Origin of the sequence: Paraburkholderia sp. RL17-381-BIF-C (assembly GCF_046026435.1) — a bacterium.
Classification (GTDB): Bacteria; Pseudomonadota; Gammaproteobacteria; order Burkholderiales; family Burkholderiaceae; genus Paraburkholderia.
The window spans coordinates 73,666-92,542 of sequence record NZ_JARESX010000013.1; the positions used below are offsets into that span (position 1 = coordinate 73,666).

Annotated in this window: 16 protein-coding genes; 13 read left to right on the forward strand and 3 right to left on the reverse strand. The window is 63.2% G+C overall.

Annotated features, from left to right (window positions below; translation table 11 throughout):
• The first annotated feature begins 1 nt into the window (after position 1).
• The 8 genes from ugpQ to P0D70_RS11170 all read left to right on the forward strand — a co-directional run bounded on the left by ugpQ (position 2) and on the right by P0D70_RS11170 (position 10,121).
• Positions 2-787, forward strand: coding sequence for a glycerophosphodiester phosphodiesterase (gene ugpQ, locus P0D70_RS11135; RefSeq protein WP_408184531.1), 786 nt, complete (start codon positions 2-4; stop codon positions 785-787).
• 102 nt (positions 788-889) lie between these two features.
• The gene (locus P0D70_RS11140; RefSeq protein WP_408184532.1) at positions 890-2,005 is read left to right on the forward strand and encodes an ABC transporter substrate-binding protein; all 1,116 of its coding nucleotides are present in this window, start codon (positions 890-892) and stop codon (positions 2,003-2,005) included.
• Positions 2,006-2,151: 146 nt separating this feature from the next.
• Entirely contained in the window at positions 2,152-3,090 is a 939-nt protein-coding gene (locus P0D70_RS11145) for an ABC transporter permease (protein WP_091796881.1), read from the forward strand.
• The gene (locus P0D70_RS11150; RefSeq protein ID WP_408184533.1) at positions 3,087-3,878 is read left to right on the forward strand and encodes an ABC transporter permease; all 792 of its coding nucleotides are present in this window, start codon (positions 3,087-3,089) and stop codon (positions 3,876-3,878) included. The genes P0D70_RS11145 and P0D70_RS11150 overlap by 4 nt, the downstream gene beginning before the upstream one ends.
• A gap of 59 nt (positions 3,879-3,937) precedes the next feature.
• Positions 3,938-5,008 (forward strand): ABC transporter ATP-binding protein, encoded by a 1,071-nt coding sequence (locus tag P0D70_RS11155; RefSeq protein ID WP_091796879.1) that lies wholly within the window; start codon positions 3,938-3,940, stop codon positions 5,006-5,008.
• A gap of 406 nt (positions 5,009-5,414) precedes the next feature.
• Entirely contained in the window at positions 5,415-6,695 is a 1,281-nt protein-coding gene (locus tag P0D70_RS11160; RefSeq protein WP_091796878.1) for a dicarboxylate/amino acid:cation symporter, read from the forward strand.
• A gap of 55 nt (positions 6,696-6,750) precedes the next feature.
• Positions 6,751-8,751 carry a sensor histidine kinase gene (locus P0D70_RS11165; RefSeq protein WP_091796877.1) on the forward strand — a complete coding sequence of 667 codons (2,001 nt, stop codon included), beginning with the start codon at positions 6,751-6,753 and terminating at the stop codon, positions 8,749-8,751.
• A 17-nt stretch (positions 8,752-8,768) separates the two neighbouring features.
• Positions 8,769-10,121, forward strand: a complete 1,353-nt coding sequence (locus tag P0D70_RS11170) for a sigma-54-dependent transcriptional regulator (protein WP_177205036.1) — start codon at positions 8,769-8,771, stop codon at positions 10,119-10,121.
• A gap of 79 nt (positions 10,122-10,200) precedes the next feature.
• Here P0D70_RS11170 and P0D70_RS11175 read toward each other — a convergent pair whose 3' ends face one another.
• Positions 10,201-10,731 carry a TlpA disulfide reductase family protein gene (locus P0D70_RS11175; RefSeq protein WP_091796876.1) on the reverse strand — a complete coding sequence of 177 codons (531 nt, stop codon included), beginning with the start codon at positions 10,729-10,731 and terminating at the stop codon, positions 10,201-10,203.
• A gap of 182 nt (positions 10,732-10,913) precedes the next feature.
• Here P0D70_RS11175 and P0D70_RS11180 point away from each other — a divergent pair, with 182 nt between their 5' ends.
• Positions 10,914-11,591 (forward strand): hypothetical protein, encoded by a 678-nt coding sequence (locus P0D70_RS11180; protein WP_408184534.1) that lies wholly within the window; start codon positions 10,914-10,916, stop codon positions 11,589-11,591.
• 343 nt (positions 11,592-11,934) lie between these two features.
• Here P0D70_RS11180 and P0D70_RS11185 read toward each other — a convergent pair whose 3' ends face one another.
• Together P0D70_RS11185 and P0D70_RS11190 are read right to left on the reverse strand one after the other, a co-directional pair.
• The gene (locus tag P0D70_RS11185) at positions 11,935-13,518 is read right to left on the reverse strand and encodes a YifB family Mg chelatase-like AAA ATPase (protein WP_408184535.1); all 1,584 of its coding nucleotides are present in this window, start codon (positions 13,516-13,518) and stop codon (positions 11,935-11,937) included.
• 123 nt (positions 13,519-13,641) lie between these two features.
• Positions 13,642-13,896, reverse strand: a complete 255-nt coding sequence (locus tag P0D70_RS11190; protein WP_012431591.1) for an accessory factor UbiK family protein — start codon at positions 13,894-13,896, stop codon at positions 13,642-13,644.
• A gap of 398 nt (positions 13,897-14,294) precedes the next feature.
• Here P0D70_RS11190 and P0D70_RS11195 point away from each other — a divergent pair, with 398 nt between their 5' ends.
• The 4 genes from P0D70_RS11195 (at position 14,295) to gshB (ending at position 18,771) form a co-directional block, all read left to right on the forward strand.
• Positions 14,295-14,633 carry a P-II family nitrogen regulator gene (locus P0D70_RS11195; protein WP_006048089.1) on the forward strand — a complete coding sequence of 113 codons (339 nt, stop codon included), beginning with the start codon at positions 14,295-14,297 and terminating at the stop codon, positions 14,631-14,633.
• A 44-nt stretch (positions 14,634-14,677) separates the two neighbouring features.
• Positions 14,678-16,186 (forward strand): ammonium transporter, encoded by a 1,509-nt coding sequence (locus tag P0D70_RS11200; protein WP_408184536.1) that lies wholly within the window; start codon positions 14,678-14,680, stop codon positions 16,184-16,186.
• Between the two features lie 236 nt (positions 16,187-16,422).
• Entirely contained in the window at positions 16,423-17,712 is a 1,290-nt protein-coding gene (gene gshA, locus P0D70_RS11205; protein ID WP_408161807.1) for a glutamate--cysteine ligase, read from the forward strand.
• A 102-nt stretch (positions 17,713-17,814) separates the two neighbouring features.
• Complete coding sequence (gene gshB / locus P0D70_RS11210; RefSeq protein ID WP_408184537.1) at positions 17,815-18,771, forward strand: glutathione synthase; 957 nt, start codon at positions 17,815-17,817, stop codon at positions 18,769-18,771.
• The last annotated feature ends 106 nt before the right edge of the window (positions 18,772-18,877 follow it).

The window sequence follows — 18,877 nt, forward strand, 5'->3', positions numbered from 1 at the left end:
CGTGGGAAACGGGATTAATCGCGCTTTATCCGCAGACTGGCCTTATCCGCGACTAGCCGCGCATCGCTGCGGCGGCACGCTGGCGCCGGAGAACACGCTCGCCGGTTTCGACGCCTGCGTGCGCTATGGCTACCGCATGGTCGAGTTCGACGCCAAGCTTTCCGCCGACAACCAACTCTTTCTGCTGCACGACGACACCCTCGAGCGCACCACCAACGGCCATGGCGCCGCTGCGGAACACACGTGGCAGCAACTGGCCGCGCTCGACGCCGGTGCATGGTACGGGCCGCAATTCGCCGGCACGCGTTTGCCGACGCTCGCCGAGGCGGCGGGGCGCTGTGCGCGCGACGGCATTGCCGCCAACATCGAAATCAAACCGTGCCCCGGCCGTGACGAGATCACCGGGACTCTGGTCGCAAGCGGCGCGCTGACACTATGGCAAGGCCAGACGCCGCCGCTGCTCTCGTCGTTTTCATTCGAGGCGCTCGCCGCCGCGCGTGAGGCGGCGCCGTCATTGCAACGCGGCATGCTGTTCGACGAGGTGCCGGCGGACTGGCTGCGCGTGGTGCGCGAACTCGACTGCGTGTCCTTTCACGCGAACCACCGGTACCTGACCGAGCCGCTGATCGAGGAGATTCATGCCGCCGGCCTGCGCGTGCTCGCCTACACCGTCAACGATCCGGCGCGCGCGCAACTGCTCGCGCAATGGGGCGTCGACATGATTTGTACAGATCGCATCGATACACTGCGACACGACATGTTCTCCATGCCGGCCAACCCGGCCTGAACATGGCGAGGCCGCGCAAGTGCAAGGGTGCACGGGCGCGTCCTGAGGCTCGAAATAGAAATTTTCCAAACGTAGCAATTTCGGCAGAGGATGGGGAAGACTATGAACCGCACCGCGTTAGCTCGCATACTCTCGATGTCGGCCGTTGCGGGTGTCACCGCCGCCGGCGTCAGCAGCAGCGCTTCGGCCGCGCCGCTCGATGCACTGATCGCCGCCGCCAAGCAGGAAGGCCAACTCACCGTGATCGCGTTGCCCCACGACTGGTGCAACTACGGTGAACTGGTCGCCGGCTTTCAGAAGAAGTACGGCATCAAGATCAACGAACTGAATCCGGATGCGGGTTCGGGCGACGAAGTCGAAGCCATCAAGGCGAACAAGGGCAACAAGGGCCCGCAAGCGCCCGACGTGATCGACGTGGGCCTCTCGTTCGGTCCGTCCGCGAAGGCCGAAGGGCTGCTGCAGCCGTACAAGGTCGCCTCGTGGAACTCGATCCCGAAAGAGTCGAAAGACGCCGACGGCTATTGGTATGGCGATTACTACGGCGTGCTCTCGTTTGAAGTGAACGCCGACATGATCGACAAGGCGCCGTCCGACTGGAGCGATCTGCTCAAGCCGGAGTACAAGAACGCCGTCTCGCTCGCGGGCGATCCGCGCTCGGCCAATCAGGCAATTCAGGCCGTCTATGCCGCGGGCCTCTCGCAAAGCAAGGGCGATGCGAGCAAAGCCGGGCAGGCCGGCCTCACTTATTTCGCCAACCTGAACAAGAACGGCAACTTCGTGCCGGTGATCGGCAAGGCCGCCTCGCTCGCGCAAGGCACCACGCCGATCGTCGTGCGTTGGGATTACAACGCGCTGGCCGATCGCGACACGCTGAAGGGCAACCCGAAGGTGCAGGTGGTGATTCCGCAAACGGGCGTGGTCGCGGGTGTGTACGTTCAGGCGATCAGCGCGTATGCGCCGCACCCGAACGCAGCCAAGTTGTGGATGGAATATCTGTACTCGGACGAAGGTCAGATTGGCTGGCTGAAGGGCTACTGCCATCCGATGCGCTACAACGAACTGGTGACCGGCAAGAAAGTGCCGCAGGCATTGCTGGACAAGCTGCCCCCGCCTTCGTCGTACAAGAATGTCGTGTTCCCGACGCTCTCGCAACAGGACGCGTACAAGGAAACCATTACGAAGCACTGGGACGAAACGGTCGGCGCGAACGTCAAGTAAGCGGCGTAGTGGATGTCGCGGCCGCAGGGGAACACGCGAGCCGCGACGCCGAACAGTAGCCTGAAGTTTTGCCGCTCCGGCGCGCCGCTCTTCGTCATGAGCGCGGCGTGCCTGGTGCGTTTGCCAGATTGCCCCAAGGGTGAGCTATGAGCGCTTCATCGGATGCTGGATCGGTGCAGCCGGAATTGCTGGTTCCGCCTGTACCCACCCCAACGCCTCGCGTCGACGGTCCGGGCCGCGCGTCGCAGTTCCTCGCCTGGATCGGCGTGGTGCCGTTTTTTACTTTTGCGCTGCTGTTCCTGATTCTGCCGACCGGCTTCCTGATGGTCGGCGCGTTTCAGGATTCGCAAGGCCACTTCACGCTCGCCAACTTTCGCGACCTGCTCCAGCCGACCGTGCTGGACGCGTACTGGATCAGCTTCAAGGTGAGCGCGGCCTCGTCGCTCGGCGGCGCGGTGATCGGCTCGCTGCTCGCATGGGCGGCGGTGCAGGGCAAGCTGCCCGGCTGGATTCGCCCGACCCTGATGACGTTTTCCGGCGTCGCGTCGAACTTTGCCGGCGTGCCGCTCGCATTCGCTTTCATCTGCACGTTGGGACGCGTCGGGCTCGTCACCGTATTGCTGAAGAAGTACCTCGGCTTCAATCTGTACTCGACGGGCTTCAGCATCCTGAGCTTTTCCGGCCTGACGCTGACCTATCTGTATTTCCAGATTCCGTTGATGGTGCTGATCGTCACGCCCGCGCTCGACGGTCTGAAACGTGAGTGGCGCGAGGCCTGTGACTGCCTCGGCGGGACCTCGTATCAATACTGGCGCTACGTCGCGCTGCCGGTGCTTTGGCCGAGCGTGCTCGGCGCCGCGCTGCTGCTGTTCGCCAATTCGTTCGGTGCGGTCGCCACGGCTTATGCGCTGACCGGCAGTTCGCTGAACATCGTCACGATCCTGCTGTATGCGCAGATTCGCGGCGACGTCATGCATAACCAGAATCTCGGTTATGCACTCGCGCTCGGCATGGTGCTCGTCACCGGTCTGTCGAATGGCGGCTACATCTGGCTGCGCTCGCGCGCTGAAAGGGGGCGTCGATGAAAAGCCAATCGCGCGTGGGTGCGTGGACCGCGATGATCGTCGGTTCGCTGTACTTTCTCATTCCCTTGATCGCGACGTTCGAATTCAGCCTGCGCATGAAGCGCGGCTCCTACAGTTTCGAAGCGTATAGCGTCGTACTCGGCGATCCGCGCTTTCAGGCCTCGTTCGGCTACTCGATTCTGATGGCGCTGCTGACGATCGTGGTCGGCGTGCTGCTGGTGGTGCCGACGGCTTACTGGGTGCAGTTGCGCTTGCCGAAGCTGCGGCCGGTCGTCGAATTCATCACGCTGTTGCCGTTGGTCGTGCCGGCCATCGTGATCGTATTCGGTTATCTGCGCATCTATAACAGCAGTTCGATTCTGCCGCTCACCGGCAATGAGCGCGCCACGGATCTATTGCTGGTGTTCGGCTACGTCACGCTCTCGCTGCCGTACATGTACCGCGCCGTCGACGCCGGCCTGCGCGCGGTCGACGTGCGCTCGCTCACCGAGGCGGCCGAGTGTCTCGGCGCGAACTGGCCGACCATTCTCTTCAAAGTGATCTTCCCGAATATCCGCTCGGGCATTCTGTCCGGCGCGTTTCTCACCTTTGCGGTGGTGATCGGCGAGTTCACACTGGCGAGTCTGCTGGACCGTCCCGCGTTCGGCCCGTATCTGCAATTGATCGGCGCGAACCGCGCGTATGAACCCTCGGCGCTCGCGATCATCGCGTTCGTGATCACGTGGGCGTCGATGGGTTTGATACAGGTGTTCGGCTCGGCCCGCGCCATGAGCGGCCAGAAAGTGTGACCAACGAGTTTGGCCGATAAGTTTGATCCAATGAGTTTGACGGACTGGGGCAGCGAATCATGGCATTCCTGGAAATCGAAAATCTGCATAAGTCCTTCGGGGCGAACACGGCGCTGCATCACTTCGATATGAAGATCGAACGGGGCGAGTTCATCACTTTCCTCGGGCCGTCCGGCTGCGGCAAGACGACGGTGCTGCGCATGATCGCCGGCTTCGAAACGCCCACGCGCGGCATCATCCGGCTGGACAACAAGGACGTCACGCACCTTCGCACGCGGCAACGCAAGGTCGGCATGGTGTTCCAGTCGTATGCGCTGTTTCCGAACATGACCGTGGCCGAGAACATCGGCTTTGGGCTGAAGATTACGCATCGGCCGCAGGCGGAGATCAATCAGCGCGTCGACGAGATGCTGCAACTGATCAAGCTGCCGCACCTGGGCGGCCGTTATCCGTGGCAATTGTCGGGTGGCCAGCAGCAACGCGTGGCGCTCGCGCGGGCGCTTGCCGGCAAGCCGCAAGTGTTGCTGCTCGACGAACCGCTTTCCGCGCTGGATGCCAAGATCCGCATTTCGTTGCGCCAGGATATTCGCGCGTTGCAGCGCGAGTTGGGTATCACGTCGATTTTCGTCACCCACGATCAGGAAGAAGCGCTGTCGATCTCCGATCGTATCGTCGTGATGAACGAGGGCCGCGTCGAGCAGATCGGTACGCCGTCCGAAATCTATAACTATCCGCGCACCCGCTTTGTCGCGTCGTTCGTCGGCACGCTGAACATTCTGGCCGGGCACGTGGTCGATCCGGCGACCGGCAAGATGGTGGTGGACGGTCAGGAGTTGATCACCACGCAGGAGTTGCCGTCGGCCGATGCGGGCAAGAAGCGTTTGCTCGCGCTGCGTCCCGAGGCCATCGTGCTGGAGCCGGCCGCGCCCGGCCGCAACACGCTGAACGCGACCGTCGAAGAGGTCAATTTCCTCGGTGCGGTGGTGCGCATCAGAACGCGCGTGAAAGACGCCGTGATTTCTCTCGACGTGTTCAACGACCCGAATCGCGGTTTGCCCGAACGCGGGCAGCCGGTGTCGCTGGGGTTCTCGCACGAGAATCTGCTGGTGTTGGAAGAGGGCGCGGTTTAGAGGCCGCACGTTGGACGGCGCGCAGGCCTCTGGCCAGCGCGCGTCGTCGTAGAAAGCCTTACGGGTTATCCCGTAGCCGCCGCCGCGTTCGGTTCCGGATTCCCCGACACTCCTCGTCCGGATTTCCGGAATCCCGGACAGCGCATCCCGTGTGGCGCCAAAAAACCCATATAAATCAAAGCCCCGAGTCCGGCTTTGAGCTGGCATCGACCTTGCGAAATAGATATCGCGGCCGCAACGGTCCGACAACTAAAGCAAGGAGACAACGATGTCCGATTTCCCTTCCCGGTATTTCTGAATTCGTCCCTTGTCGCGGCCTAATGCCGTGCACAGGCGTGACGACTATTCGTTCGCATGATGCGCAGCGTGGCAGGCCATTGAGCTCATCCACATCGCAGGAACCATCGTGAAGAAACCTATCCACAAAGTACTGTACGTCCAGGTGATCGTGGCGATCCTTATAGGTATCGCGCTCGGACATTTCTATCCGAATCTCGCCGTCGACATGAAGCCGCTCGGCGACGGCTTCATCAAGCTGATCAAGATGGTGATCGGACCGATCATCTTCTGTACGGTGGTGACGGGTATCGCCGGCATGGAGGACATGAAGAAGGTTGGGCGCGTCGGCGGCAAGGCGTTGCTGTACTTCGAAATCGTCTCGACCTTCGCACTGGTGCTCGGCCTGATCGCCACGCACGTGCTCAAACCGGGCGTCGGCTTCAACATCGACCCGGCCACGCTCGACGGCAAGGCGGTCGCCTCGTATGCCGCGAAAGCGCACGGGCAGACCACGGTCGACTTCCTGATGCACCTCATTCCGGACACGCTCGTGTCAGCGTTCGCGCAGGGTGAAATCCTGCAGATCCTGCTGATCGCGCTGCTGTTCGGCGCGGTGCTCGCGACCGCCGGTGAGAAAGGCAAGGTCGTAACGAGCTTCATCGACGGGCTCTCGCATGTGCTGTTCGGCATTGTGCGCATCATCACGAAGCTGGCGCCGATCGGCGCGTTCGGCGCAATGGCGTTCACGATCGGCAAGTACGGTATCGGCTCGTTGCTGCCGATGCTCAAGCTGATCGGCACGTTCTATCTGACCTCGATCGTGTTCGTGGTGGTCGTGCTCGGCATCATTGCGCGTGCGGTGGGTTTCAACATCCTGCGCTTCGTTGCGTACATCAAGGAAGAGATGCTGATCGTGCTCGGCACGAGCTCGTCCGAAGCCGCGCTGCCGCAACTCATGCTGAAGCTCGAAAAGCTCGGCTGCTCGCGCTCGGTGGTGGGCCTCGTGGTGCCGACCGGTTATTCGTTCAACCTCGACGGCACCAACATCTACATGACGATGGCCGTGCTGTTCATCGCGCAAGCCACCAACACCGACCTCACCTGGACGCAGCAGCTCACGCTGCTGGCGGTGACCATGCTCACGTCGAAGGGCGCGAGTGGCGTGACGGGCGCGGGCTTCATCACGCTGGCCGCGACGCTTGCGGTGGTGCCGACCATTCCGCTGTCGGGCATGGTGCTGATTCTCGGTATCGACCGCTTCATGAGCGAATGCCGCGCGCTGACGAACATTGTCGGCAACGGCGTGGCGACGGTGGTCGTGTCGGCATGGGAAAAGGAACTGGATCGCAACAAGCTGAACGCCGCCTTGCGTGGCGACGTGGCGATCAAAGAGCCGGCCGGCGTCTGAACCGCGCATCGGCAACGCCTTTTAACGTCATCCTCACAGCCGCGGACACCAGCGTATGAAACCGGTGTCCGCGCGCCAAACCCCCGCCTCGTCGGCCGACGAGGCTGACGCCGGCGACGCGTCGCCTTATGCCACAATAAACGATCCTTACCGATCGGATATTGCCAACGTGACGCGACGCCTGCTGATCCTCTTCGCGCTCGTCGCCGGGCTCGTCGCAGCATGCGGGCTCACGTACAGCATCGCTTGGCAAAGCGGCATCGACCATTTGCGGCGCAACGCCTCAGTGCGGGTCGACCGTACGACCAGCGCGCTGAAGAGCACGCTCGAACGCTACGAATCGCTACCTTATCTGCTCGCGGAACATCCGATCGTGCAGGACGTGCTGGTCAATCCCAGTGCGGCCAATGTTGCGCGCGCCAATCTTTATCTCGAAGACCTGAACCGCCACGCGCGCGCCACGGTCACCTACATCATTCCACTCGACGGCTTTTGCGTCGCGGCGAGCAACTGGCGCGGGCCGGGCAGTTTCATTGGCGCCGGCTATCAGTTCCGGCCGTATTTTCTCGACGCGGTGAAAGGCGGCGTGGGCCGCTTCTTCGGCATCGGCACGATCTCGCAAGCGCCGGGTTATTACATCTCTCAGCCGGTGCGGCGCGACGGCAAGATCGTCGGCGCGGCGGTCGTCAAACTCGATCTCGAATGGTTTCAGGGCGCGGATGCGTCCGAGCCGCTTGTCGTGACCGACGACCACGGCGTGATTTTCCTGTCGTCGATGCCGGCGTGGAAATACCACACGATCCGGCCGCTGTCGGGGCCGGTCGCGGATTCGATCTACCAGGCGCGTCAATACGCGCAGCAGCCGATCGCGCCGCTGCCGGTGACGATCGAACGCACGCTCGAAGGCAACGCGCAGATCGTGCGCATCGGCGGCGGCCGCTATGCACCGCGCTATCTCGCGTCGCGCCGCGGCATGGGCGAGCCGGACTGGCATCTGATCACCATGTCGCCCGTCGATCCGGTCGACGCCGACGCGCGCAAGGCGACCATCGTCACCGGCTTCGGCTACGTGTCGCTCGTGTTGCTGGCGTTCTACTGGAGAATGCGCCGGGCTCGCGTGCGCGAAGTGATGCGCAGCCGGGCGCTGCTGCAAAAAGCCTACGCGGAATTGAACCGGCGGGTCGCCGAGCGCACGGCGGATCTCTCAGAGGCGAACGAACAGTTGCAAAAGGAAGTGGCCGAACGAACCCGCGCCGAACAGGAATTGCGCGCGGCGCACGACGAACTGATTCAGGCGAGCAAGCTTGCCGCGCTCGGTCAGATGGCCGCCGGCATCACGCATGAGCTGAACCAGCCGCTCGCCGCGTTGCGCGGTTTCTCGGACAACACGCGAGTGCTGCTCGAACGCGGCGACCAGGCGTCGGCGCGCGAAAATCTCGAAGCGATCGCGGCGCTCACGGAGCGCATGGGCAAGATCACCAACCAATTGAAGCTGTTCGTCGGACGCGCGCGGCCGCGCAGTGCGCGAGCGCCGATCATGCGGGCGTTGCGCAACGTGGTCGCGCTGTTGCAGAAGCGCCTGGCAGGCGTCGAGGTGGAGTTCGCTCTGCTCGACGCGCAAAGCGGCACGCGCACGCCGCTGAGTCTCGCCGACGACCATCCCGAACTGATTGCGCATTGCGACGATCTGCGGCTCGAACAGGTGCTGATCAACCTGCTCGGCAACGCCCTCGATGCGACGGCCGACATCAGCGCGCCACGCATTTCGATCGAGATCGAAGTCGCCGATGCGAATCTGTCGTTCGCCGTGAGCGACAACGGCCCCGGCATTGCCGAGGATGTTCTGCCGCGGCTGTTCGAACCGTTCTTCACCACCAAAGAAATGGGCCAGGGGTTGGGGCTTGGCCTCGCGATATCGTCGTCTATCGCGCGCGACTGCGGTGGCTCGCTGGTGGCGCGCAACGCGCCGCACGGCGGTGCATTATTCGTGTTGACGCTGCGCCGCGCGCGCGTGCAGACGAGCCACACACCGGACCCGCTGACAACGGGCTCCTGAATCACACGGAAAACGCCATGCTGAACCACGGCCTGCAAGTGCTGTATATCGAAGATGACGAACTGGTGCGGCGCGCCAGCGTGCAGAGTCTGCAACTGGCGGGCTTCGACGTGATCGGCCATGCGTCGGCGGAGTCCGCGGCGAAGATGATCGGCGCGGACTTCTCCGGCGTGATCGTCAGCGATATTCGCTTGCCGGGCGCAAGCGGCCTCGAACTGCTTGCGCAATGCCACGAGCGCGCGCCCGATGTGCCGGTGATTCTGGTGACGGGTCACGGCGACATTTCAATGGCCGTTCAGGCCATGCGCGACGGCGCGTATGACTTCATCGAAAAGCCGTTCGCGTCCGAACGTCTGATCGAAACCGTGCGGCGCGCGTTGGAGCGCCGCAAGCTGGTGCTGGAGAATCTCGCGTTGCGCCGCGAACTGGCGGAGCAGAACTCGGTGGCGCCGCGGATTATCGGCAGAAGTCCGGCTATCGAACAGGTGCGGCGGCTAATCGCCAATATCGCGCCGACGGATGCCTCCGTGCTGATCAACGGCGACACCGGCGCGGGCAAGGAGCTGATCGCGCGCAGCCTGCATGAACTGTCGCCGCGGCGTGACAAGCCGTTTATCGCGGTGAATTGTGGCGCACTGCCGGAGCCAATGTTTGAGTCGGAAATGTTCGGCTACGAGCCGGGCGCTTTCACGGGCGCTGCGAAACGGCGCATCGGCAAGCTCGAGCATGCGTCGGGCGGCACGCTGTTTCTGGATGAAATCGAAAGCATGCCGCTCGCGTTGCAGGTCAAGCTGCTGCGCGTGCTACAGGACGGCGTGCTGGAACGGCTCGGCTCGAATCAGCCGATCCGCGTGAATTGCCGCGTGGTCGCCGCCGCCAAGGGCGACATGGCCGAGCACGTCGCGGACGGCTCGTTCCGGCGCGATCTGCTGTACCGGCTGAATGTGGTGACGATCGCACTGCCGCCGCTCGGCGAGCGGCGCGAGGACATCGTGCCGCTCTTCGAACACTTCCTGCTGGACGCGGCGGTGCGTTATCAGCGTCCCGCGCCGATCCTCACCGATCGTCAACGCGCCGGCCTGATGCAGCGTGACTGGCCGGGCAACGTGCGGGAGCTGCGCAATGCCGCCGACCGCTTCGTGCTCGGCGTCGCCGACGATCCCGTCATGTCTTTCGGCGACGACGGCGCGGCCACGCAGCCTTTGAAAGAGCGCGTCGAACAATTCGAGCGGGCGGTGATCGCGGAGGCGCTGGAGCAGGCCGGCGGCGCGGTCGCGGTCGCGGCAGACAAGCTGCAGCTCGGCAAAGCCACGCTCTACGAGAAAATCAAGCGATATGGCCTCGCGGCCAAAGGGGAAGCGGAGCGGTGAGGATATGAAAACGCCGGCGTCGAAGTGCGACGCCGGCGTGTTTGAATCAGTATGAATCCGGTCGGGCGACGCCGCGCGTTCAGGCCGGTTTCAGCGCCTTTTCCAGCAGCTGGTCGAGTTCCGCGAATTGCGGCTCGCCGACATAGCGCTTGAGAATCCGGCCGTCCTTGTCGATCAGGAAAGTGGTCGGCGTGAGCTGGACGTTGCCGAACTGCTTGGCGGCCGAGCCGTCGTCCATGGCAACCTTGAACGGCAACTGGCGGGTTTGCGTGTAGTTGGCCACGTACATGGGCGCGTCGTAGTTCATCGCCACGGCGACGAATTCGAGGCCCTGGTCCTTGAAGCGGTTATACGTCTGGACCATCTGCGGCATTTCCTTCATGCAGGTATCGCAGCTCGTCGCCCAGAAGTTGACGAGGTAGACCTTGCCTTTCAGGTCGGCAGTCGAGACTTTCTGGCCGGACAGCAACGTGAAGGTCGCATCGGGCACACGCTGCTGGCCGGCAAAGGCGAAATAACCGGCGACGGCGATCGCAAGGGCCACGGCGGCAATGATGAGGTAGCGAAGCGGATTCGCGCGCCGCGATGCGGTGGTCGGAGTGGAACTCATGAACGGAACCTCGAGAGTCGCGCGGAACGCGCGGAACAGTGCGTCGCTTCGGGCTTACGGCCCTGTGCTGGAGGCGGCGCGACAGCGTCGCTATTGTAGCCCCATTCCGGCGGCACGGCAGGAGCCGCGCCGGGAGCGGATAATAGGGTTTTACGTCCCCGTCCGTCCGATCTTCTGTCCCCATGCTCCAAACCGTTTTTTGCCTTGATCAAATCCGTCCCTTCCTTGCACGAATTCTGTCTCGCAGTCCCCGGGCGGGCCGCTCGCTGAGCCGGCTTTCGAGCCAAGCTGCGGCCGTTGACGCTTCCCGGACGCAAAGCGCGCGGGCAGTGTTGAGCACGCTGGCTTGCAGTATCGCGTTGGGCTGCGCGTTGAGCGCATGCTCGCCGACCTTCGACTGGCGCACCATCACGAACAACGACAACGGCTACACCGTCGACCTGCCGGCGAAACCGGGCAACGATCAGCGTGCCGTCCAGATCGACGGCACGCCTATGCAGATGGCGATGCAGACGGCCGAAGCCGGCGACGCTGTCTTCGCGGTCGGCACGGTGATGTTGCCCAACGACAGGGAAGCCACGCAGCGCGCCGCACTCGAGTTCCTGCGCAACGGTCTTGCCCGCAACGTGGGCGCCGCGCCGGAAGCTCGCGCGGTGCAGATCCCACTGGCGGCCGGCGGCCGGGTGCTCGGTCTGGAAATGAAGCTGAGCGGCGAGGCAGGCTCGCAGCACGAAGCCCGCACTGTCTACGCCCGGCTGGTGGCGCGCGGGCGGCATGTCTACCAGGCGGCCATCATTTCACCCAAGCCGATGCAGCAGGAACAGGTCGACCAGTTTTTTTCGTCGTTCCAACTGTATTGAGAGCGGTATTTTTGGCCGATGCGACGCCTGATGGATCGCGGCGCGTGCGCGCCGCACAGTGAAAGTTCCTTCGCAGAATTGCACGCTAATTCACGGTTTACGTTGAAGTTTTTCTATTACTCACAGTGGCTGTGGATAACTCTGTTGAGAACTCGCCCGAATCGCGCGGAGATGCCCATTCTATGGGCACTCTGTCAGATTCGCCCGGTTCGACGGCGCTGAAAAAAGCCAGTCAAATCAATGCCTTTTGGATGCTGCTCGCGGTGGACCTTTCAGATGTATCAAAATCTGTCTGGAACGTGAGCATGTGCATAAGTCAAGTCTTGACAGCAAGTTTTTCGCCTCATAGAGAGCCAAAAGCCCGCCGATATTGGATCGCTTCGCCGATCTGCGCGGCGTTCGGCATGGCTGTGCCGGCAAGGTCGGCAATGGTGCGCGCCACCTTCAGGACCCGGTAGTACGCACGCGCGGACCATCCGAAGCGCTCTCCGGCTTCGCGTAGCAAACCTTCGCCCGCTGCGTCGGGGCGGCAGACCTCGTCTACTTCCCGTCCTCCCAATTCCCGATTGGTTTTGCCCTGGCGGCTCAACTGGCGCTCGCGTGCGCGGTTCACGCGCACGGCAATGGCCGCGCTTGTCTCCCCGGCGGCTGTCGAACGGGCGGACAGTTCCGACGGTGTGAGCGCCGGAATTTCGAGTTGGATGTCGATCCGGTCGAGCAGGGGCCCGGAGAGCTTGCGCAAGTAACGCGCGGCGATCTCGGGTGTGCACCGGCAGCGGCCTTGGGGATCGCCGCGCCAGCCGCACGGACACGGATTCATGGCGGCGATCAACTGGCAGGCAGCCGGAAAGTCCACCTGCAAGGCAGCGCGTGAAATCGTGATGCGGCCCGCTTCGAGCGGCTCACGCAGCGTTTCGAGCACGTCGCGGTGGAACTCGGGTAGCTCGTCCAGAAACAGCACGCCAAGGTGCGCCAGCGTGATTTCACCGGGCTGCGGCGGATTGCGCCCGCCCACCAGCGCTGCGGCGCTAGACGAGTGATGCGGAGCGCGAAACGGCCGTCGACGCCATTGCGACGGCGTAAAACCGGCCCGGCTGGCGGACAGCAAAGCGGCGGAGCTGAGCGCTTCGTCGTCGGTCATGGGGGGCAACAGGCTCGGCAGGCGGGCGGCGAGCATCGATTTGCCCGCACCGGGCGGCCCGACCAGCAGCACGTGATGCCCGCCGGCCGCAGCGACTTCGAGTGCCCGGCGCGCGCCGCGCTGACCGATCACGTCACCCATATCCGGAACGACGGCGGTGGCGCACTCGGCGAGATCCGGCGCGGCGAGCGGATAAAGCCGCGCGTCGGGCGCACCGGCCAGGTGAGCGCACAGCGAAGGCAGATCGGCGGCGCCGTAGACGTCGACGCCGGGCACGAGCGCCGCTTCCGCCGCGCTCGCGGCGGGCAGATAGAGCTGTGGAGTGGAATGAGCAGCCGGCCCGGATGCAGCAAGCTCGCCAGACGAAGTTGCTCCGGCGTGAGCCACGCCGCCGCGCGCGGTTCCGCAGGCCATGGCGAAGGCGCCGCGCATTGGCCGGAGCGCGCCCGTCAACGAGAGTTCGCCCGCGAATTCGCGATGCAGCAAGGACTCCGCGGGAATCTGGCCGCTCGCCGCGAGAATGCCCAAAGCGATCGGCAGATCGAAGCGGCCGGATTCCTTCGGTAAATCGGCCGGCGCGAGATTGACGGTAATGCGCCGCACAGGAAAGTCGAAGTTGCAGTTCTGCAGCGCCGCGCGCACGCGCTCGCGGCTTTCGCGCACTTCCAGATCAGGCAGGCCGACAATCGAAAAAGAGGGTAATCCGTTCGCGAGGTGGACCTCGACGGTTACTTCGGGCGCGCGGCCAGCGGCCGGCGCGCGACTGCGCACCACGGCAAGCGACATGTTTTCTCCCGTCGGACGGCGCGCCAGCGGCGCGCGCAAGTCCCCTAAAACGCTGATGACGTCACGGCTCGCTTGCCTGTGATGTGCAGCACTGCGCGGCGGATGAGCCGCGAGCAGACCTATTTAGGGTGTTTGCGTGACCGGCAGCTTCTGTTCGAGCTCGGCGACGCGGCGCTCCAGTTCTTCGAGGCGCGCGCGGGTACGCACCAGCACCTGGGTCTGCGTATCGAATTCTTCGCGGGTGACGAGGTCGAGCTTCGAAAAGCCCTGCGACAGCATGGCCTTCACGTTGCGTTCGACATCTTTGGCCGGCGAGTTCTTGAACAGCTCGCTCATGCGGGCCTGAAAGTCGTTAAAAACATCATTCGGTTGTTTCATGGTGTTCCCTTTGTTGCACAAAAAGTGTGCATGTTTCGTTGCGTCTGTGCTTTGTCGCGTTAAATGGGCGCTGTTGGTGCATGACCCGTTGCGCGCCGCGGCCGTATGGGCCCCTTTGGTGCGCGCCCGTGCGTTCAGAACCTTCGAACACTCTAGCAACGATCCATAAGCCGCGCCAGCTTGCCCCGCCAGCGCTGGCCTTCCGGCCAGGGCCCTTTGCGCCCCTTTTGCGAGGCCTGCGGTGCGGAGTCTGACACAACATGGCATGCGAGTTGCTGTTACTGCCCCGCGCGCTCTGCCGGCACCTGTTTGCCGGCAGCGAAACGAGACCACGCGAACGGGTTACGGGTACGCAAAACGGGTTACGCAACGGGTTACGCAACTAAGCGAGGGATTTCATGAAACTCATTACCGCAATCATCAAGCCGTTCAAGCTCGATGAGGCGCGCGAAGCCTTGTCGGCCATCGGCGTCTCGGGCATCACGGTGACCGAAGTCAAAGGTTTTGGTCGCCAGAAAGGCCACACGGAGCTGTATCGCGGCGCTGAATACGTCGTCGATTTCCTGCCGAAGGTGAAGATCGAGGCTGCTGTCTCGGACGACATCGTCGACCAGGCGATCGAGGCGCTCGAGCGCGCGGCACGCACCGGCAAGATCGGCGACGGCAAGATCTTCGTCACGCCGATCGAGCAAGTGATTCGGATTCGCACCGGGGAGACCGGCGCGGACGCTCTGTAATACCAAAAGATAGCGACACAGATAGCGACAAGAGGAAACGAAAGATGCGCAAATTAATGATGTCCTTGCTGATGGCCGGTTCGCTGCTCGCGGGCGGTATCGGCGCCGCCCTCGCGGACGACGCTTCCGCCCCCGCAGCCGCTTCGGCCGCTGCTCCCGATACGACGGCGAGTGCGCCGGCGTCGGACGCTTCGGCCGCACCCGCTGCCGCCGCGGCTTCGGCACCGGCCGCGGACGCGTCCGCCGCACCGGCTGCCAGCGCGGCCGCCGCCGCACCCGCAGCATCGGACGCTGCGCCGGCTGCCCCGACCGCGCCGTTCTCGGTCGATTCGTCGAAGATCAACTCCGGCGATACCGCCTGGATGCTGACCTCCACCGCGCTCGTGCTGTTCATGACGATCCCGGGTCTGGCACTGTTCTACGGCGGCATGGTCCGCAAGAAGAGCGTGCTCGCGATCCTGATGCAAAGCTTCGCGATCACCTGCCTCGTGTCGATCATCTGGGTCGTGGTGGGCTATACGCTCGCCTTCACGCCGGGCAATTCGTTCATCGGCGGTTTCTCGCGCTTCTTCATGGCGGGCATGAACTACATCAAGGGCGACAAGGCCACGACGCTGACCGTCAGCCACCTCGCGCCGACGATCCCGGAAACGGTCTATGTCGTCTATCAGATGACGTTCGCGATCATCACCCCGGCACTGATCACGGGCGCGTTTGCCGACCGTATGAAGTTCTCGGCGATGCTCGTTTTCATGACGCTGTGGTCGATCATCGTCTACTCGCCGATCGCGCACATGGTCTGGGAACCGACCGGCTGGCTGGCTAGCGCGGGCGTCCTCGACTTCGCGGGCGGCACGGTGGTGCACATCAACGCCGGTATCGCGGCGCTGGTCTGCGCGCTGGTGCTCGGCAAGCGCGTCGGCTACGGCAAGGAAGCCATGGCGCCGCACAACCTGACGCTCACGCTGATCGGTGGCGCCATGCTGTGGGTGGGCTGGTTCGGCTTCAACGCGGGTTCGGCAGTGGCGGCAGACGGCCGTGCCGGTTTCGCGATGTTCGCAACGCAAGTGGCAACCGCAGCAGCAGCACTCGCATGGATGTTCGCCGAATGGGCAACCAAGGGTAAGCCGTCGGTACTCGGTATCGTGTCGGGCGCCGTGGCCGGTCTGGTGGCGATTACGCCGGCTTCGGGCTTCGTCGGTACGGCGGGTTCGCTGGTGATCGGTATCGCGGCAGGCGTGATCTGCTTCTGGTCGGCAACGTGGCTCAAGCACAAGCTCGGTTACGACGACTCGCTCGACGCGTTCGGCGTGCACTGCATCGGCGGTATCGTGGGTGCGATCCTGACCGGCGTGTTCGCGGTCAAGGACATCGGCGGCGCGGACGGCAGCGTGATCCTGCAGGCCAAGGGCGTGCTGACGACGCTGATCTACAGCGGCGTGGTGAGCTTCATCCTGCTGAAGATCATCGACATGGTGATGGGCATCCGCGTGACGGAAGAACAGGAACGCGAAGGTCTGGACGTGAGCCTGCACGGCGAACACGTCGAGTAAGCAACGTATCGCGAGCCCGCGCTCCCGGGCTCGCCGGTTCAGAAATAAGCACAGCGACTTTGGCCCGCCTTCATGGCGGGCTTTTTTCTTGCGCGCTATCTTGTAAACGGTAGTTTTCCCTGCCTATCATGGCGATAGCGAGAATGCATTCGCGTCCGCTTGCGAATGGAGAAACCGTCCCCAAATGGACAAAGCATTTGCTCTACAATCTTTTTTCTCCAGTCTGCGAGTGATCAATGGTTCCGCACCTAGTTACGGCGTTAAACGGCCCGCTGCTCGATCTTGAGCGGAAGATCCTCGACGCCACACCCGCCATCGAACGCTGGTTCCGGCTCGAATGGCAGGAGCACACGCCGCCGTTCTACTGTTCCGTCGACCTGCGCAACGCGGGCTTCAAGCTCGCGCCGGTCGACACCAATCTGTTTCCTGGCGCATTCAACAATCTGCCGCAGGAAGTGCTGCCGCTCGCCGTGCAGGCCGCCATGGCCTCGATCGAGAAGATCTGCCCGGACGCCAAGAATTTGCTGGTGATTCCCGAGCGCCACACGCGCAACGCGTTTTATCTCGAGAATGTCGCCCGGCTGGCTGCGATCATGCGCCAGGCCGGCTTGAACGTGCGTTTCGGCACGCTCGACGAAACCATCAACGGGCCGGTCACGATCGCGCTTTCCGACGGGCAGAAGCTCGTGCTCGAACCGCTCGAGCGCTCGCAGCGTCGTCTTGGTCTGAAGAATTTCGACCCGTGCTCGATTCTGCTGAATAACGATCTGTCGGGCGGCATTCCGCCTGTGCTCGAAAATCTGCACGAACAATATTTGCTGCCGCCGCTGCATGCCGGCTGGGCCGTTCGCCGCAAATCGACGCATTTTTCCTGTTATGACGACGTCGCGAAGAAGTTTGCGAAGATGGTCGAGATCGATCCGTGGATGATCAATCCGTATTTCGCGCATGTGGAAGGCGTCGATTTCCAGGAACGCACCGGTGAGGAAGCGCTAGCGGATGCGATCGACGGCGTGCTGAAGAAGATTGCCAAGAAGTATCGCGAGTACGGCATCTCCGAGAAACCGTATGTCGTCATCAAGTCGGATGCGGGCACTTATGGCATGGGTGTGATGACCGTGCACGACGCGTCGGAAGTTGCCGCGCTCACCAAGCGCGAACGCGCCAAGATGGCGGCGACCAAAGACGGCCTGGAAGTGCACGACGTGATCGTGCAGGAAGGCGTGTACACCTTCGAGCGCATTGGCGAGGAAGTGGCCGAGCCGGTCGTGTACATGATCGACCGATATGTCGTGGGCGGCTTCTACCGCGTGCACGGCAGCCGCGAGCGCGATCAGAATCTGAACGCACCCGGAATGCACTTCGTGCCGCTCGGCTTCGAGCACACGGCGCTGCCCGACGCGCACGCCAAACCCGGCGCGGCGCCGCCGAACCGCTTCTATATGTACGGTGTGGTGGCGCGGCTGGGGCTGCTGGCCGCCTCGGTCGAACTGGAAAAGACCGATCCGGAAGCGATTCAGGTCTAAGCAAGCTTGGGTGGTCGATGGCGGCATGCGTGCCGCCATCGCCATTTTCAACGACTATATTTACGATCAACGCCAAGCCCATCAGGGCGCACCGGGACCTTCATGGACATTCTTTTCATCGCCGACCCGCTCTCGCAATTCAAGATCTACAAAGACTCGACCTACGCGATGATGGCCGAGGCGGCGCGCCGCGGTCATGTGGTCTACACGTGCGAGCCTAAGCATCTGGCGTGGACGGGCGGCGACGTCGAGGCGAACGTGCAGCGCGTGGCGATTGTCGGCGACGGCGCCGATCTTCATCGCGACGTCTGGTACGACGCGGAAGCCGCCACGCCGCGCGCGCTCAAGACATTCAGCGCGGTGGTGATGCGCAAAGACCCGCCGTTCGACATGGAATATGTCACGTCGACCTGGCTGCTGGAAATGGCCGAACGCGCCGGCGCGCGCATTTTCAACAAGCCGCAATCGATTCGCGACCACTCGGAAAAACTCGCCATCGGCGAATTCGCGCAGTTCGTCGCGCCTACGCTGGTCACGCGCGACGCGACCCGCTTACGTGCCTTCCACGAGGAACACGGCGACGTGATCCTGAAGCCGCTCGACGGCATGGGCGGCATGGGCGTGTTCCGCGTGAAAGCCGACGGCATGAACCTCGGTTCGATCATCGAAATGCTGAGCCACGACGGCGCGCGTTCGGTGATGGCGCAGAAATTCATTCCCGAAATCAAGGAGGGCGACAAGCGTATTTTGCTGATCGGTGGCGAAGCCGTGCCTTATTCGCTGGCCCGTATTCCTCAGGGTAATGAAGTGCGCGGCAACCTCGCGGCCGGCGGCCTTGGGGTAGCGCGTCCGCTGACCGAGCACGACCGCAAGATCGCCGATACGCTGGCGCCGGTGCTCGCCGCGCGCGGTCTGCTGCTGGTCGGACTGGACGCGATCGGCGACTGGCTGACCGAAGTGAACGTGACCAGCCCGACATGTTTCCGCGAGATCATGGATCAGACCGGTTTCGACGTCGCCGCCATGTTCATCGACGCCTTGGAGCGGGCGGCAGGTTGATGATCTGGGCCGATTTGCGCTCTTGAATGGCCGCCATGATCCCCAAACTGTGTATTAAATCCGCATCAGGCAGCACGCCGGCTTTGGCGCGAAAATGAGCCTGATA